Origin of the sequence: Frankia sp. R82 (genome assembly GCF_023716925.1) — a bacterium.
Classification (GTDB): Bacteria; Actinomycetota; Actinomycetes; order Frankiales; family Frankiaceae; genus Frankia.
Genome location: NZ_JAMQQG010000055.1, coordinates 1 through 15,680 on the forward strand (window position 1 = coordinate 1; position 15,680 = coordinate 15,680).

Consider the following 15,680-nt stretch of genomic DNA (forward strand, 5'->3'; position numbering starts at 1 on the left):
GGGCGAGCGGGGCGGCCGCGGCGGACGGGGCCGCCGGCGCCGACGAGCGCCGTCGCTGGGTGTCGCTGGCCGGGGCGTCGGTCAGCTCCGGTGCGCCGCACCTGCTGCACGACCTTGTCCAGCTCACCGGGGGCATCGGCTTCACCTGGGAGTACGGGCTGCACTTCCACGAGCGTCGGGTCCGGCAGAACGCCCGGCTGGCCGCGAACCCGCGAGCGGCGCTGCGCTCGCTCGTCCACAGCGAAGGATGGGCCGATGCCGACTGACATCGACGGCCACGGCCACGGCCACCATGACGCCTTCGATGCTCGCGGTGACCTCGACGCCTACCGTCGCGAGGTCCGCGCGTTCATCGCCGAGCACGGTGTGCCGATGTCGGCCGAGGGGGTGCGGGTCCCCCGCGACGCCGAGCACGAGAGGCAGATCCGGGCCTGGCTCGCCGCCCTGTATGCCGCCGGCCATCTCGGGGCCGGCTGGCCGGTGCGGTGGGGCGGCCGGGCGGGGCACCTACCCGGCCACGACCTGGTCCTGATGGAGGAGCTGATCCGCGGGAACGCCTACCGTCCCCTCGATCAGGTGATGCTCGCCGCGCACTCGCTGCTCGCGTTCGGCAGCGAGGTGCAGCGACGCGAGCTGCTCCCGAAGATCCGCAGCGGCGAGCACATCTGGTGCCAGCTGTTCAGCGAGCCCGAGGCCGGCAGCGACCTCGCCGCCCTGCGCACCCGTGCCCGGCCCGCGCCCGACGGTCACGGCTGGCTCGTCTCGGGGCAGAAGGTCTGGAGCACCGACGCGCAGTGGGCCGACATGGGCACCCTGCTCGCCCGCACCGACCCCGACATCGCCCGGCACGCCGGCATCACCGCGTTCGTCATCCCGATGACCCTGCCTGGCCTGGACATCCGCCCCATCCGGGAGATGACCGGCCATGCCGAGTTCTGCGAGGTCTTCCTCGACGACGTGCGGGTCGGCCCCGAACACGTGCTCGGGGCGGTGGGCGGCGGCTGGCAGGTCGTCACCTCGGGCCTCGCGTCCGAGCGGGCGTTCGTCGGCGCCCACGCGGTGCAGCTCGAGCGGATGTACGCCGACCTGGTCGCGATCGCTCGCGCGGCCCGCTTCGGCGACGCCACCGTCGCCCTCGCCCACGAGGACGTCCAGGCGAAGCTTGCCGAGGCCCTCGTCCGGGTCGAGGAGGTCCGCCTCATCGTGCGGGACGCCGTCGAGCGGATTCTCGTCGACGCCGAACATCCCAGCGACGGCCCGGTCGGCAAACTCGCCTACACCGAGCTGAACGTCGCCCTGACCGAACTCGCCATGGAGATCATGGACTCCGCCGTGTCCATCGATGACAGCGCCGCCGACGTCGCCGCCCGCTGGCAGCACAACTTCCTCTGGGGCCGGGCTCTGACGATCTCCGGCGGTGCGTCGGAGATCATGCGGGGCCTCATCGGCCGCCAGCTGCTCGGCCTACCGCGCGCCTGACGCCCGGTCGGCCAGTCGCCAGCCGGTCGGGCGGGCTGCCCACCCGCCGGTCGAAGCAGGCCTCGGCCGGATAGTCGGTGACGCCGTGTTCGACGAGGCGGTCGTGGTAAGCGGCGACGAGGCCCCGTTCGCAGCGCCGCCGTTCGTCCGCGGGCAGGGCGTCGGTGGCGCCGTCGAGCTGGTTGCCGACCCGGGCGGGGTGGGAGTTCTACAGGACGAGGGTGAAGGTCGTCGAGTCGGGGGTGAGTTCGGCGAGCCAGTACCGCGGCGCCTGGACCCGCGCCCGCCGGGCGAAGAACCGGAGGCCGTCCACAGGTGCCGTCCGCGAGCCGGTACTCATGCCACCCAACCCGGGTTCGCCGGGAAGTCACGGACGGTCTTCGGCCGGATCTCCCGGTAGACGTCCACCACCGAGCTGAGCTCACCGGGCGTGGCACCGTGCAGGATCACGCCGCTCACCCCCTGGTCGAACTGCCCGACGACGGCCTGCGCACACTGGCGTGGCGAGCCGGTGGCACTGGTCGCGAGCCACTCCGGCGGGATCAGGGTGGCGATGTGCTCGAGCTCGGCCGTGGTGGCCTTGGCGTCGATCGCACCCTTGAACCCCTGGATCAGCGGGTCCGCCCGGTACCGGGCGAGCACCGCCGGGTCCCAGTCGTTGACCCGGACCATCAGGTCGCCGTAGCCCTGCAGGTAGGACGCGAGCCGTCCGATGGTCTTCTTCAGCCGGAGATCCTCGGGGATCTCGTCGGAGATGGTGGCGAGCACCGACCACACCCGCACGCTGGCCGGGTCGCGGCCCGCCGCCTCGGCACCGCGGGCGACCGCGTCCAGCGCCCGGCGCACCGCGGCCTCCGAGTAGAAGGTGTGCAGCACGACGGCGTCCATGCACCGGCCGGCGAGCTCGAGGGTCTTCTCGCCGAGCCCGACGAGCAGCAGGGGGATGTTCTCGTCGAAGTCACGGTCCTGGGCCAGGTACGGGTAGCTGCCGGCGGGGCCGTCATGGCGCACCACCGTCTCGCCCCGCCAGAGCCGGCGCAGCAGCCCGGCGACGTCCTCGAGCTGCGCGGAGGTGACCGGGTTGAGGCCGAAGGCGCGGAACATCGCGTCGAAGCCGCGGCCGAGGCCGAGCGCGAACCGCCCGCCGGTGAGCCGGTGCATCGTGGTGGCCACCGTTGCGGTCACGATCGGGTGGCGGGTGTTGTGGTTCGTCGCCGCGGTCGCGATGCCGATGGACTCGCTCACCGCGCCGGCCGCGCCGGAGAGGGTGGCCGCCTCCTTGGTGTTGAACCGTTCGGAGATGAACGTGGCGCCGAGCCCGATCCGTTCGGCCGCGCGCACCTCGTCGACCAGATCGCGCGGGCTGTCGCTGTGTCCGGCCAGCGCGTAGAAGCCCAGCTCGTTGAGCTGGTGCCCCGCAGGTGTGGTCACTGGGCGTCTCCTGCCGTGCCCAGCGGCGCCGCATGCGCCGCCAGGCGGTCGAGGTACTCCTGCCGGAGCGGGACCTTGTAGAGCTTGCCGGTGGGCAACCGCGGAAGCTGGTCGCGGAAGTCGACCACCCGCGGCACCTTCGGCCCGGACAGGTGGCGCCGCACGTACGCCCGCAGCTGTTCGGCCAGCTCCGCGGACGGCTGGGCCTGCTCCGTCAGTTGGACGACGGCCTGTACGAACTCGCCCATCTCCGGGTCGGGCAGGCCGAACACCGCCACGTCCGCCACATCCGGATGGGTGATCAGGCAGCCCTCGATCTCGGCCGGGTAGATGTTCACCCCACCGGAGATGATCGTGAACGCGGCGCGGTCGGTGAGGTAGAGGTAGCCATCCTCGTCGAGATACCCCAGGTCGCCGAGGGACAGCCAGGTGTCGTGGTCGGGATGACGGGCGTCGCGGGTCTGGTCCGGATCGTTGTGGTACTCGAACACGGAGGTGTCGCGCTCGAAGTAGATCGAGCCCGTGCGCCCGGCGGGCAGCGGCGCGCCGTCCGGGCCACAGACCCGGATCGTGCCGACGACGGCCCGACCGACCGAGCCGGGGTGGGCCAGCCACTCGGCCGAGTCGATCCGGGTCATGCCGATGCCCTCGGTACCCGAGTAGTACTCGGTGACGATCGGTCCGAACCAGTCGATGATGTCCCGCTTCACCGCGACCGGGCACGGGGCGCCCGCATGGATGATCCGCTGCAGGGACGACAGGTCGTAGGCGCCCCGGACCTCCGCCGGCAACTTCAGCAGCCGGATGAGCATGGTCGGCACGGCCTGCAGATGGGTGACCCGCTCGCGCTCGATCAGCTCGAGCACCTCCCGGGCGTCGAACTTCTCCATGACCACGACGGTGGCGCCGATCTCGTGCACACCGCGGACCCAGCCGAGCGGGGCCGCGTGGTAGAGCGGGGCCGGGCACAGGTAGACGGAGTTCTCGTCCATGGCGCCGACGGTGCGGCACAGGGTGGCGCCCGGCGAGTCGCCGGGTGCGTCGATCTCGGCGTCGACCAGCGGCCTTTTGATGCCCTTCGGCCGCCCGGTCGTCCCGGACGAGTAGAGCAGGATGTCCCCGCGCGGCTGGTGGGCCAGCGGCTGCGCCGGGTACGCCGCGATCGCAGGTTCGTACGACTCGAATCCCGCGGGCCACGCCTCGCCGGGAGTGTCGGGGTGCGCCGGGTCGGTCGGCCCGGCGAGGACCAGACGGGTCGCGCAGCCGGGCGAGCCCGCAACCGCCTCGGCCGCGACCTCGACCAGCGACGACGTGGTGACGAGCGCACGGGCGTCCGAGTCGACCAGGATGTGGGCGACCTCCGGCGGGGTGCCGTAGCGATTGATCGCCGTCAGGTACAGACCGGAGCGCATCGCGGCCCACAGCACCTCGAGGAAGCGGACGTGGTTCTCCGCCAGCAGGGCGACGGCGTCTCCCCGGCGCAGGCCGCGCTCGTGCAGCAGCCTGGCCAGCTGCCGGGAGCGAAGCTCCAGTTCCTGGTACGTGACGACCGCTCGGGAACGGGCCATCACGATCGCTGGCTTGTCCGGTGTCAGCGCGGCGATACTCCCGGGATACATGCTGCCTCCACGCGTCGTTATCCGCGACCTGCCGCGCAGGCGCCGACCGGTTACGCAGTGCATTGGCCGGCCACGCCGGCTCCGCTCCCCTCGCTGCGTACAGCTGGCACCGCGCACGACCGGCGCATCGTGCACGACCGGCGCACCGTGCACGACCGGCGCACCGTGCAACGACCGGCGCACCGTGCAACCGGCACAGCGTGAAGCCGGCACGGTGAGCATCCTGCGTGGTGCGGGGACGGGCGTCAGGCTAGCGCATGTCAATGTTGATGTCGACATCGAGGTTAAATCCAGGCTACTGTGGCCACACGGCCGGACCAGCAGCGACGCACGAAGGGCAGCTAGGTGGCTTCCACGTTCTCACCCCCCGCCGGCGGCGGGCGGCCCTGGCCAGCGGATCTCGGTATCATCGACACCCTGGTGGGGATTCCGCAGGATCCGGACTCGCTGTACCGGTCGATCCGAGCGGCGACCCGCGACCGGGAGTCCCGGGAAGAGTTCGTAATGCCGGCGTCGTACATGTTTCATGACGTTCCGGACGCGCACAGCCAGGACGTCGACCCCATTGCGTTTCTGCTCGACGAGATGGACCGGCACGGCGTCGAGGTCGGACTGATCAGCCTGACCGCGAACCCCGAGGTCGCCGAGCGGGCGCTGGCCAAGCACCCCGACCGGTTCGTCGGTTCGATCACCTGCGACCCGAACCGGGGCATGGAGGGCGTCCGGGCACTCGTGCGGGCGCACGAGCAGTTCGGCGTCCGCGGGGTGAACATCGCCCCGCACCAGTGGGTTCCGCAGGTCGCCATCGACGCACCGCTGATGTATCCGCTCTATGCCAAGTGCGTGGAGCTCGGTATCCCGGTGTTCGTCACCGTGGGGATCGCGGGGCCGCGGGTGCCGTCGAGGGTGCAGCACGTCGAGCTCATCGACCAGGTGATGTACGACTTCCCCGAACTCGTCTTCGTGATGCGCCACGGTGCGGAACCGTGGACCGAGCTCGCGGTCAAGCTGATGATCAAATGGCCGAACCTCTATTACTCGACCAGCGCCTTCGCTCCGAAGTACTACCCGAAGGCAATCCTGGACTACGCCAACACCCGCGGCGCCGACAAGATCCTCTACGCCGGTTACTTCCCCATGGGACTTACCCTCGACCGCATCATCCGCGAGCTTGCGGACCTGCCGCTCAGGGAAAGTGTCTGGCCGAAGTTCCTGCGCGAGAACGCCGCCCGCATCCTCGGCCTTTCCGGATGAGTCCACTACGGACGAGTCCACTGCGGACGAGTCCACTGCGGACGGAGCAGCTGCTGATGAGGAAGGTCTCGTGAACCTCGCTTTCACCGATGAGCAGAACGAACTGCGCCGCATGGTGCACGACTTCCTCGACGAGACCTCACCCGAGACCGAGGTCCGGCGGCTGACGGAGACCCCCCAGGGCTACGACACCGACGTCTGGCTGCGTTTCGCCGGAGAGCTCGGCCTCGCCGGCCTGGCGATCCCCGAGGAGTACGGCGGCGCGGGCTACGGGTTCGTCGAGCTCGGCATCGTGCTGGAGGAGGCCGGGCGCACGTTGTTCGGCGCCCCGCTGCTGTCCAGCGTGGTCCTTGCCGCGTCGACTCTGCTCGCCCTCGGCGACAAGGCGGCGAACGCCGACTACCTGCCCGCCATCGCGGCCGGCACGACGACCGCCACGCTCGCCTTCGCCCCCCCGTCGGCGCGCCTCGCCACCGACGCGGACGCCGTGCAGGTCACCGCCGCCCGCAACGCGCAGGGCTGGACACTGACCGGCGCCGCATCGTACGTCCTCGACGGCCACACCGCCGACCTGTTGCTCGTCCTCGCCCGGACCGGGGCGGGCCTGTCGGTGTTCGCCGTGGACGGGGCCGCACCCGGGGTGACCCGCACGCCACAGCAGACCGTCGACCAGACCCGCCGGCAGGCCACCATCGTCCTCGACGCGGTGGGGGCCCGGCTGGTCGGCGAGGAGGGCCAGGCCCGCGCGGTGCTGGCCGGGGTGTTCGACCTGGCAACCGTCGCCCTCGGCGCCGAGCAGGTCGGCGGGGCGGCCCACGTGCTCGAGCAGGCGGTCGAGTACGCGAAGATCCGCGTCCAGTTCGGCCGGCCGATCGGCGCGTTCCAGGCCATCAAGCACAAGCTCGCGGACCTGCACATCATCGTCGAGTCCGCCCGCTCGGCCGCGTACCACGCGCTGTGGGTCGCCGCCGAGAGCCCGGACGAGCTGCCCGAGGCGGCGAGTCTCGTCGGCGGCTGCTGTGGTGACGCCTTCGTCACCACAGCCCGGGAGAACATCCAGGTGCATGGCGGGATCGGGTTCACCTGGGAGCATCCGGCGCACCTGTACTTCAAGCGGGCGCACAGCTCACGGCTGTTGTTCGGCACCCCCGCGCAGCATCGCCAGCGCCTCGCCGGCCTGGTCCTGGCCGCTTCGACCGACTGACCGTTACCTGACCGCCAGTACGGCGGGTGGAGGCACAGACCTGATGTCGATCTCGTCCGCCGCGGGCTCCGAAGCGGGCTCCGAGGACTTCGAGGACCGCGCCACGTTCACCGCGCGGGTGCGGGCCTGGTTCGAGGCCAACGCGCCCCGCCGCGGCTCGGCCGAGGACTTCTCCGCCGTCCACGTCGTGTCCGGCCAGACCGTCGAGGAGTTCAACGAGCGCGAGGAACACGCCGTCGAGGTCACCCGGAACTGGCAGCGCAAGCTGTACGAGGCCGGCTTCGCCGCACCCTCCTGGCCGGTCGAGTGCGGTGGCAACGGTGCGCCCGAGTGGCAGGACGAGGTCGTCCTCGCCGAACAGTCCCGCTGGGGCGTGTCGACGAAGATGTTCGCCGTCGGCCTCGAGATGACCCCGGCCGTGCTGTTCGGGCACGGCACCGCCGAGCAGCGCGCCCACTACCTGCCGCCGATCGTGCGCGGCGAGCAGACCTGGTGTCAGCTGCTGTCCGAACCCGGCGCCGGTTCCGACCTCGCGAACGTCCAGACCAAGGCCACCCCGGTCGACGGCGGCTGGTCCGTGAGCGGTCAGAAGGTGTGGACCTCGCACGCCGGCGGCGCCGAGTACGCGCTGCTCATCGCACGCACCGGCACCCGCGAGGAGGGCCGCAAGGGGCTGTCCTGCTTCGCGCTGCAGATGACGCAGCCAGGCATCGACATCCGCCCCCTGCGGCAGATGTCCGGTGGATACCACTTCAACGAGGTCTTCATCGACGGCGCGTTCATCCCCGAGATCGGCCTCATCGGTGGCCTCGGCGACGGCTGGGCGGTGCTGCGCACCATGCTCGCCAGCGAGCGCGCCGCGATCGGTGGCGGCACCGGCGCTCGCTCGTCCACCCAGCTCATCGGCCTGGTGCGCCGGCTCGGCCTGCAGGATGACGAGGGCGTACGCGAGATCGTCGCCGCCGCCGTCATCCGCGAGCGCACCCTGGACCTCACCCGTTTCCGGATCGCTGCCGGTCATCGCGTCGCCGCGGCGGGCTCCGTCACGAAGTTGCTCTACTCCGAGCATGCCCGGCTCAGTTCCGAGGCGGCGATGACGGTGCTGGGTCTTGCCGGCACCGTGGCCGACGACCCCGAGTCCGCGCCCTGGATCGAGCGTCTGCTGTTCGCCCCCGGCCTGCGCCTCGGCGGCGGCACCGACGAGATCCAGCGCAACACCATCGCCGAGCGCGGCCTCGGACTCCCCCGCTAGCCCACCCGGTTCCCCGCCCCGCGGCAGGCCCGCGTCGACGGAGGTCGGCGGAAACGGACCACGGGCCGATGTCGCTGCGACCCCGGCCAGGACCTAGGACTTACGACCCACGGCCCCGTACATGCTGACCTCGGCGTCGGTCGCGTCGCGTCGGTCGCCGTCGGCACGCCAGCGGTGCAGCGCAATGATGCCGGGGTCGATGAGCTCCAGCCCGGTGAAGAACCGGGCGAAATCCTCCCGGCCGCGTGGCTGCAGCGGGATGCCACGGTCGCGACAGGCCTGCGCTCCCTGGTCACCGGACGGATCGAAGTCCAGGGAGCGGTCCGCGCCGCGGTCAGCCGCGGGTGACGGTGGCCAGCTCGCGCGCGACCAGGCGACTGCGGATGACGTCGGCGTGCGGCGGCGGGACGAACTGCAGGACGACCTGGTCGGCGCCGGCCGCCAGATGTGCGTTGACCCGCTCGCCGAGCAGGTCCGGGTCGTCCGCGACGACGAGGGCGTCCACGAGCGGGGCGCTGACCGTGGCGAAGTCCTCGTCAGTGAAGCCGTAGCGTGCCAGGTTGGCGGTGTAGTTGGGCAGGCCGAGGCAGAAGCGCAGGTACTGGCGGACGGCGTCGCCGTCGACCGCGCCGCTGTCGTCGGTCAGCGCCACCATCTGGGCGGGAGCAAGGAAACGGCCGGGTCCCAGCGCCGCGCGGATGGCGGCGGTGTGCGGGACCGGGGCGAAGTAGGTGTGCGCGCCGCCGGCAGCCGTACCGGCGAGTGTCATCATCTTCGGCCCCAGAGCGCCGAGCACCGTCAGCGGGCGCCGACGCTGCCCGGCCGCGGCGTCCATCGCGGCGAGATACGCCCGCATGGTGGCCAGCGGGGGGCCGAACGTGTGGCCGCGGGCTTCGACCATGCTGCGGTGGCTCACCCCGAGGCCGAGGATGAACCGGCCGGGGAACGCCTCCTCGAGGGTGCTCGAGGCGGCCACCATCGCCTCGGGGTCACGAGCGTAGATCGTCGCGACACCGAGTGCGACCGTGAGGTGGGTGGTCGCCGACAGGTACAGCGCGGCACGGACGAACGGGTCGACGCCGCTGTGCTCGGGCAGCCAGAGGCTCGCCACTCCGGCGGCCTCGACCTCCCGCGCGGCCTCGACCGCCTGCGCGGCCGGCAGGCGGTCGAGGAACCCACCCCACAGTCCGACCGGACCGGGCAGCCCCGCGGAACTCATCTGATCTCCTCTGTCTTCCAGGCGGCGTTTGTCTTCCAGGCGGCGTTCGTGCCAGCTCAGACCACGGCGGGCCGGGTCGCGGCCCAGATCTCCTGGTTCGCGATCGCCGACTCCATGATCGGCCGCCAGCGCTCCGGGGTCTGATCGGTGATCTTCATGTCGAACGCGGTCGCGGACCGGAACTCGAGCACCTCGACGCCGTCCGGGCCGGCGGTGTAGGCGTAGGGTGCGCCGGCCACGATGAAGAAGCCGTCGCCCTTGCCCAGTACCCGGGTACCCATGTGGATCTCGCCGGACAGCACGTAGTAAAGGCAGTCGGCGGAATGGCTGTGCCGGGGCAGCTGTGCCCGGCGCCGAACCACGCGTAGACCAGGCTGAACCCGTCCGGACCCTCGCCCCGGAACAGCACGGTGGAGTGCTGCCCGTTTGCCCAGGCCGGGATGTCCACCGCCGCGCGGACCTCCGGGGCAATCAACGGCGGCGACATGATCCCGTCCGCCATCAGCTCCGGTGCGTCCGCCGCGGTGAAGAAGACCATCTTCGTGGTGCGCTCTTCTGTCGTCACGGGGTGCCTCCCATCTGGGCCGACGGCCGGGACGACGTCGGCGGGCTGTCGAGACTGTCGGATTTCAGTGTGCTGGCAACCATCTGCCGGAAGCCAGTAGAAGCCGACGGCACCCGGCAGCCCGTCAGGTGAGCAGGGCGTCAAGGCGGGCCCGCTCGGCGGATCCGAGCGGGCGCAGCGCGGCGCCCCGCTCCGGGCGCCACACCACCCCGTCGACCTGCCAGGCCTCCCGCCGCAGCCGCATCTTGTCGATCTTCATGCTGGCGAGCTTCGGCAGTTCCGCCGTGACCCGGACGAACGACGGCAGCCACTTGGGGCCCAGGTCGGGCTGCTCGGCGAGGAACGCGTCGAACGCGGCGGCGTCGAAGCGGGCGTCGGCGCGCAGCTCGAGGGCGACCATGACCCGGTCGCCCACCGGATCGTCGGGCACGGCGTAGACGGCGACCGAGCGCACGTCCGCGAACCGTCCGATGATCGCCTCCACCGGGGCGGCGGCGAAGTTCTCCCCGTCGACCCGCAGCCACTCGTTGGAACGGCCGGCGAAGTACAGCCAGCCGTCGTCGTCACGGTAGGCGAGGTCCCCCGACCAGTAGGCGCCGGCCCGGAAGCGGGCCGAGGTCGCCTCGGCGTTGTTGTAGTAGCCCTCGAAGCCCTCCGTCGGCGCGGTCTCGACGATCTCGCCGACGGCGACGTCCAGGTTGCTGGGCCGCCCGTCCGGACCGAAGGTCACCGGTGGGCACTCCTGTCCGGTGGTCGCGTCGAGCACCCGGACGGTCGGATCGGGCTTGCCGAGCGCGCCGTCGGGCATCGACGGGTCGCGGCGGATGATGATGATGCCCTCGGTGGAACCGTAGCTGTCCCGGACGGTGGCGCCGAAGCGGCGGGCGAACTCGCGGATGTCGCGCAGTGACGCCTCGTTGCCGACCGCGACCCGCAGCGGGCTGTCCGCGTCGTCGGGCCGCTCGGGGGTGGCGAGGATGTAGTTGAGCACCTTGCCGGTGTAGGTCATCACCGTGGCGCCGGTGCGGCGCAGGTCCGGCAGGGTGTTCGAGGCGGAGAACCTCGGCCGCGTCGCGATCGGGACGGCGGCGTTCAGCGCCGAGGACCAGCCCGTGAACAGCGAGCTGGAGTGGAAGAACGGCAGCGGTGAGTAGACCAGGTCCCGGCCGCGCTGCAGCTCGGTGACCTTCGCGACGTGCCCGCCGGTGCGGGCGAAGCGGCCGTTGGTGCAGCGCACCGCCTTGGGCAGACCGGTCGAACCAGACGTGAAGATCAGCAGGAACAGGTCCTCGGGGCTGACCTCGACGGCCGGCAGTGTGGCCGGCGCCGCCTCGAGCAGCGCGGTGTACCCCGGGGTGCCGACGACGAGGACACGCTCGGGCGCCACCGCGGTATCCACCCCCTCGAGCAGCGGCGCGAGGCCGGCGGAGGTCACCAGCAGCTGGCAGTCGGTGTGCCGGACGAGCTGGCCAAGCTGCTCACCCCGGTAGGTCGCGTTGATGCCGACCACGGTCGCCCCCGACAGCGCGGCCGCGCCCAGCCAGAACACGTAGTCGGCCACGTTCTCCAGCAGCACCCCGATGTGCGGGGGACGCTGCGGATCACGTATCGACGCGAAGTGGTTCGCCCGGCGGGCGGCCTGGGCGACCAGCTCGCGGTAGCTCCACCGGTCCTCGCCGATGATCAGGCCGGGGCCGTCGTCCCCGGCCCGTGCCCGCAGCAGCTGCGCGGCTGTCGTCCCTGCTTGCGCACCCTGTGCCAAGGCCGTACTCCCACTTTCCACGTCGACTTCGGACCCGCTCCCACCGTCACGTTGCCTCACCACCAGCCGGCGGCGCCACCGGATGCCGGCGGTCTCGGCCGTCCGGCCGGCCGCTGGCGGTCTCACCAGATGCCGGCGATGGCCTCCAGCATGGTGTGGTCGGTCGGCTCGACGATCACGGTGCTCAGCGGGCCCTCCCGCCAGGCGGCGAGCTGGTCGGCGATCCGCGCCGGCGGGCCCACCAGAGCCAGGTCGTCGACCAGCTCGTCGGGGACGGCCGCGCACGCCCCGGCCCGGTCGCCGCCCAGGAACAGGTCCTGGATCCGGTTCGCCTCCTCGACATACCCGTAGCGGGCGACGAGATTGGCGTAGAAGTTCTTCGTCTTCGACCCCATGCCGCCGATGTGCAACGCGATCCGTGGGCGGACCTCGTTGCGGCAGGCCTCGACGTCGTCACCGACGCAGGCGAGCACCGTCGGCGCGATCTGGAAGCCCGCGGGGGCGGCGGCGAGCGCCTCACCCCAGGCGTTCTTCCAGTGCCGCGGGCTCCACAGGTACGGCAGCAGACCATCGGCCTCGGCGACCGTCATCGCCACGTTCTTCGGCCCGAGCGCGGCGATGAGAATCGGTGTCTGCGGTGCACCCGGCAGCTGCGAACGCAGCGCCCGCCCCTGGCCGGTGGACCCGGGGCCGGTGTAGGGCACCTGGTAGATCGATCCGTCGAAGGCGACCTTCTCGACGCCGGCGAGGGCCTGGCGCAGGATGGCCAGGTACTCACGGGTCATCCGCACCGGCGGGTGGTAGGGCACGCCGTGCCAGCCCTCCACCACCTGCGGCCCGGAGGCACCAAGGCCGAGGATCAGCCGGCCCTGGGACAGCTGCTGCAGGGTGAGGGCCGTCATCGCGGTGGCGGCCGGGGTCCGGGCCGGCATCTGCGCGATCGCGGTGCCCAGCCGCAGCCGGGTGGTGATGCCGGCGATGAAGGCGAGCGGCGTGAAGGCGTCGGCGCCCCAGGCCTCGCCGGTCCACACCGAGTCGTAGCCGGCCTGTTCGGCGCGGCGTGCCACGTCGGCCAGCGAAGCGGCCTCGCCGCGGATTCCGGCCAGGCTCAGACCAAGCGTTACCTCTGTCACGTATTCGACGCTAGCCCGATGCAAAACTCGATGTCAATGTCAACGTTTGGCCGCGGAGCTGCCTGCCCACCTCCCGCTGCCCATCTCCCGCCGCCCACGAGGACCTGCCGCACCGCGGCCGACTCGGTAGTGGGCGGGCGCCGTGGCGGCCGGATGGACGCTGCGTCCGTTGTCCCGCCAGGACCGGACCCGTTATGGTCACGCTGTTCATGATGGCCTGGGTTCGCGGCCGAGATTGGACTTCCGCGGTCGCCCCACCGGCGGCTGCCCACAGCAGGCAGGGCATGGGTCCCGCTTTCAGCGGACACGCACGGACGCGGGTTCCCGGCCGGGAACGGCGTCCCCGGGCAGGAGGACACTGTGGATCTGACAGGACGTTCGGCGATCGTCACCGGAGGTGCCGGTGGTCTGGGGGCCGCGACCGTGCGGCATCTCGTCGGCCTCGGCGTGAAGACCGTGGTCTTCGACCTGCACGACGGCGGCACCAAGGAAGTCGCCGACAGCATCGGGCCGGACGCCGTCGCGGTCAGCGGTGACATCAACGACGACGACGTGGTGCAGTCCGCGATCAGCGCGGCCCAGTCGCTGGGCACGTTCTCGATCGTCGTGAACGTCGCCGGCGGCGGCATCGCCGCCCGCACGCTCAACCGCGACGGAACGCCGCACGACAAGGACGCGTTCGTCCGCGTCCTGCAGCTCAACGCGGTCGGCACGTTCAACGTCACCCGGCTGTCCGCCGCGGCGATGGCCCACAACACCCCGACCGAGGACGGCGAGCGGGGCGTGGTCGTCAACACCGCCTCGATCGCCGGTCTGGAGGGCCAGGTCGGCCAGCTGGCCTACGCCGCGGCCAAGGCCGCCATCCTCGGCATGTCGCTGCCCTTGGCCCGTGACCTCGCCCCGACCGGCATCCGGGTGAACGCGATCGCGCCCGGCACCATGGGCACCCCGATCATGCTCTCCGCGCCCGAGGCGTTGAAGGAGAAGCTGACCTCCAGCATCCAGTTCCCCAAGCGGATGGGTCGGCCGGAGGAGTTCGCCCTGCTGGTCGAGTCGATCGTGCGCAACCCCTACCTCAACGGCGAGAACATCCGCCTCGACGGCGCGCTGCGCTTCCCCCCGAAGTAGCACCCGTCGCCGCTGCGACGGCTCGGGCCGTCCTCGCTGATGCGGGTCTCCCGTGGAGGCCGGCGAGGGCGGCCCGGTGGCGGCTGGAGCTGCGGCATCCGGGGAGCTGACGCGGGTCGGCTACCGGTCGGTTGCGGGTGGCAGAGGCGCTGGCTAGTGTCGATATCAATATCGACATCTGCGCGGACGGGCGGCGTGTCGCGCTGCGGCGGTGCCGTTGGCGAGCGCGTTGCCGGTTCCCCCAGGAGGATACCCGTGACCGAAGCAGTGATCGTTTCGACCGGCCGCACGGCCATCGGCCGGACCCGCAAGGGCACCCTCGTCGGCCTTGACGCGTTCGACCTCGCCGAGGCGGTCGTCCCGGTAGTGCTCGAGCGCAGCGGTATCCCGGCACAGGACGTCGACGACATCGTCCTCGCCGAGTCGATGCAGGGCGGCGGGGTGATCGCCCGCAACGTCGCCGTCCGGCTCGGCCTGACCGACGTGCCGGGCCTGGCCGACAACCGGCACTGCGCGGCCGGCCTGTCCGCGGTCTCGATCGCCGCCGGCAGCATCCGCGCCGGGATGGACCAGGTCGTCATCGCCGGCGGCACCGAGAGCCTCACCCATGGTGTTCCCGGCGTCAAGTTCGACGCCGAGGGCAACCAGACGCTGTGGCGCCCGCCGTCGCACCCCGAAACCCCCGACGCCCCCGCGTTCGACATGTCCATCACCGTCGGCGAGAACACCGCCCGTGAGATGGGTCTGACCCGTACCGACGTCGACGAGTGGGCCGTCTACAGCCACGCCCGCGCGATCGCCTCCATCGACGCGGGCGCGTTCACCGAAGAGATCATCCCGCTCGACGTCACCCGCCCCGACGGCAGCGTCGTGCGCTTCGACACCGACGAGCACCCGCGGCGTGGCACGACGCTGGAGCGGCTCGCCTCGCTCAAGCTCATCCACCCGGAGCTCGGGGAGGCCGGCACCGTCACCGCGGGCAACGCCGCCGGGCTCAACGACGCCGCCGCGGCCGTCACCCTGACCAGCGACACCTACGCCGCCGCCCACGGCCTCACCCCCCTGGCCCGGATCCGCTCCTGGTCCGCCGTCGGCATCGAGCCCGCCCGCACCGGCATGTCCCCCACCCTCGCCATCCCGAAGGCACTCGACCGGGCCGGCCTCACCCTGGCCGACATCGACCTGTTCGAGATCAACGAGGCGTTCTGCTCGGTGCCGGTCGCGGCCGTGCGCAAGCTCGGGATCAACCCGGAGATCGTCAACGTCAACGGCAGTGGCGCGAGCCTCGGCCACCCGATCGCCGCCACCGGCGCCCGCATGGTCGTCACCATGCTCGGCGAGCTGCGCCGCCGCGGCGCGACGCTGGGCGTCGTGTCGATGTGTGCCGGCGGCGGCATGGGCGCCGCCATGGTCCTCGAGCTCCTCTGACGGGTCCGCGCACGCTCTGCTGAGCCGGAACCCCGCCCGAACGAAACGACGACCGCGGGGGGGGGGGGGGGGGGGGGCGGGGGGGGGGGGGGGGGGGGGGGGGGGGGGGGGGGGGGGGGGGGGGGGGGCGGGGGGGGCGGGGGGGGGGGGGGGGGGGGGGGGGGGGGGGGGGGGGGGGGGGGGGGGGGGGGGGGGGGGGGGGGGGG

14 protein-coding genes and 1 pseudogene are annotated in these 15,680 nt (G+C 71.9%); 7 read left to right on the plus strand and 8 right to left on the minus strand.

What is annotated here, in order from left to right; all coding sequences use genetic code 11:
• Both ND747_RS12885 and ND747_RS12890 read left to right on the plus strand, forming a co-directional pair.
• Positions 1–266, plus strand: a pseudogene (locus ND747_RS12885) (acyl-CoA dehydrogenase); the annotation flags it as partial.
• On the plus strand, positions 256–1,479 hold the full coding sequence (locus ND747_RS12890) for an acyl-CoA dehydrogenase family protein (protein ID WP_251733766.1): 1,224 nt from the start codon (positions 256–258) through the stop codon (positions 1,477–1,479). The pseudogene ND747_RS12885 and the gene ND747_RS12890, both read left to right, overlap by 11 nt.
• Positions 1,480–1,687: 208 nt before the next feature.
• On the opposite strand, the gene ND747_RS29350 is transcribed toward ND747_RS12890, so the two are convergent.
• The 3 genes from ND747_RS29350 to ND747_RS12900 are packed head-to-tail and all read right to left on the minus strand — an operon-like array spanning position 1,688 to position 4,529.
• Complete coding sequence (locus ND747_RS29350; protein ID WP_285900436.1) at positions 1,688–1,819, minus strand: hypothetical protein; 132 nt, start codon at positions 1,817–1,819, stop codon at positions 1,688–1,690.
• Positions 1,816–2,910, minus strand: coding sequence for a TIGR03857 family LLM class F420-dependent oxidoreductase (locus ND747_RS12895; RefSeq protein ID WP_251733767.1), 1,095 nt, complete (start codon positions 2,908–2,910; stop codon positions 1,816–1,818). The genes ND747_RS29350 and ND747_RS12895 overlap by 4 nt, the downstream gene beginning before the upstream one ends.
• A complete protein-coding gene (locus ND747_RS12900) occupies positions 2,907–4,529 on the minus strand; it encodes an acyl-CoA synthetase (protein ID WP_251733768.1) in 1,623 nt (540 codons plus the stop codon). Before ND747_RS12900 ends, ND747_RS12895 begins: the two co-directional genes overlap by 4 nt.
• A 345-nt stretch (positions 4,530–4,874) precedes the next feature.
• Between ND747_RS12900 and ND747_RS12905 the strand changes: the two genes are divergently transcribed.
• From ND747_RS12905 to ND747_RS12915, 3 genes are all read left to right on the plus strand, one after another.
• Positions 4,875–5,783, plus strand: a complete 909-nt coding sequence (locus ND747_RS12905; protein WP_251733769.1) for an amidohydrolase family protein — start codon at positions 4,875–4,877, stop codon at positions 5,781–5,783.
• Between the two features lie 70 nt (positions 5,784–5,853).
• Positions 5,854–6,987, plus strand: coding sequence for an acyl-CoA dehydrogenase family protein (locus ND747_RS12910; protein WP_251733770.1), 1,134 nt, complete (start codon positions 5,854–5,856; stop codon positions 6,985–6,987).
• Between the two features lie 43 nt (positions 6,988–7,030).
• Positions 7,031–8,239 (plus strand): acyl-CoA dehydrogenase family protein, encoded by a 1,209-nt coding sequence (locus tag ND747_RS12915; RefSeq protein ID WP_251733771.1) that lies wholly within the window; start codon positions 7,031–7,033, stop codon positions 8,237–8,239.
• 93 nt (positions 8,240–8,332) lie between these two features.
• Here the strand turns inward: ND747_RS12915 and ND747_RS29770 are convergent, their stop codons facing one another.
• The 5 genes from ND747_RS29770 to ND747_RS12940 all read right to left on the minus strand — a co-directional run bounded on the left by ND747_RS29770 (position 8,333) and on the right by ND747_RS12940 (position 12,918).
• Complete coding sequence (locus tag ND747_RS29770) at positions 8,333–8,686, minus strand: SAM-dependent methyltransferase (RefSeq protein ID WP_308204620.1); 354 nt, start codon at positions 8,684–8,686, stop codon at positions 8,333–8,335.
• Positions 8,574–9,458 (minus strand): TIGR03620 family F420-dependent LLM class oxidoreductase, encoded by an 885-nt coding sequence (locus tag ND747_RS12925; RefSeq protein ID WP_251733772.1) that lies wholly within the window; start codon positions 9,456–9,458, stop codon positions 8,574–8,576. The genes ND747_RS29770 and ND747_RS12925 overlap by 113 nt, the downstream gene beginning before the upstream one ends.
• Before the next feature lie 56 nt (positions 9,459–9,514).
• Positions 9,515–9,820: a cupin domain-containing protein gene (locus tag ND747_RS12930; RefSeq protein WP_251733773.1), complete on the minus strand. Its 306-nt coding sequence runs from the start codon at positions 9,818–9,820 to the stop codon at positions 9,515–9,517.
• 327 nt (positions 9,821–10,147) lie between these two features.
• Positions 10,148–11,785: an AMP-binding protein gene (locus ND747_RS12935; protein WP_251733774.1), complete on the minus strand. Its 1,638-nt coding sequence runs from the start codon at positions 11,783–11,785 to the stop codon at positions 10,148–10,150.
• A 122-nt stretch (positions 11,786–11,907) separates the two neighbouring features.
• Positions 11,908–12,918 carry an LLM class F420-dependent oxidoreductase gene (locus ND747_RS12940; protein ID WP_251733775.1) on the minus strand — a complete coding sequence of 337 codons (1,011 nt, stop codon included), beginning with the start codon at positions 12,916–12,918 and terminating at the stop codon, positions 11,908–11,910.
• A 360-nt stretch (positions 12,919–13,278) separates the two neighbouring features.
• Between ND747_RS12940 and ND747_RS12945 the strand changes: the two genes are divergently transcribed.
• Positions 13,279–14,046 (plus strand): SDR family NAD(P)-dependent oxidoreductase, encoded by a 768-nt coding sequence (locus tag ND747_RS12945; protein ID WP_251733776.1) that lies wholly within the window; start codon positions 13,279–13,281, stop codon positions 14,044–14,046.
• A 255-nt stretch (positions 14,047–14,301) separates the two neighbouring features.
• Positions 14,302–15,474, plus strand: a complete 1,173-nt coding sequence (locus tag ND747_RS12950; protein ID WP_251733777.1) for a thiolase family protein — start codon at positions 14,302–14,304, stop codon at positions 15,472–15,474.
• The last annotated feature ends 206 nt before the right edge of the window (positions 15,475–15,680 follow it).

Coding starts and splice junctions, on each gene's coding strand:
- ND747_RS12890 (WP_251733766.1), top strand. CDS start 256: ATGCCGACTGACATCGACGGCCACGGCCACGGCCACCATGACGCCTTC.
- ND747_RS29350 (WP_285900436.1), bottom strand. CDS start 1,819: ATGAGTACCGGCTCGCGGACGGCACCTGTGGACGGCCTCCGGTTCTTC.
- ND747_RS12900 (WP_251733768.1), bottom strand. CDS start 4,529: ATGTATCCCGGGAGTATCGCCGCGCTGACACCGGACAAGCCAGCGATC.
- ND747_RS12915 (WP_251733771.1), top strand. CDS start 7,031: ATGTCGATCTCGTCCGCCGCGGGCTCCGAAGCGGGCTCCGAGGACTTC.
- ND747_RS12925 (WP_251733772.1), bottom strand. CDS start 9,458: ATGAGTTCCGCGGGGCTGCCCGGTCCGGTCGGACTGTGGGGTGGGTTC.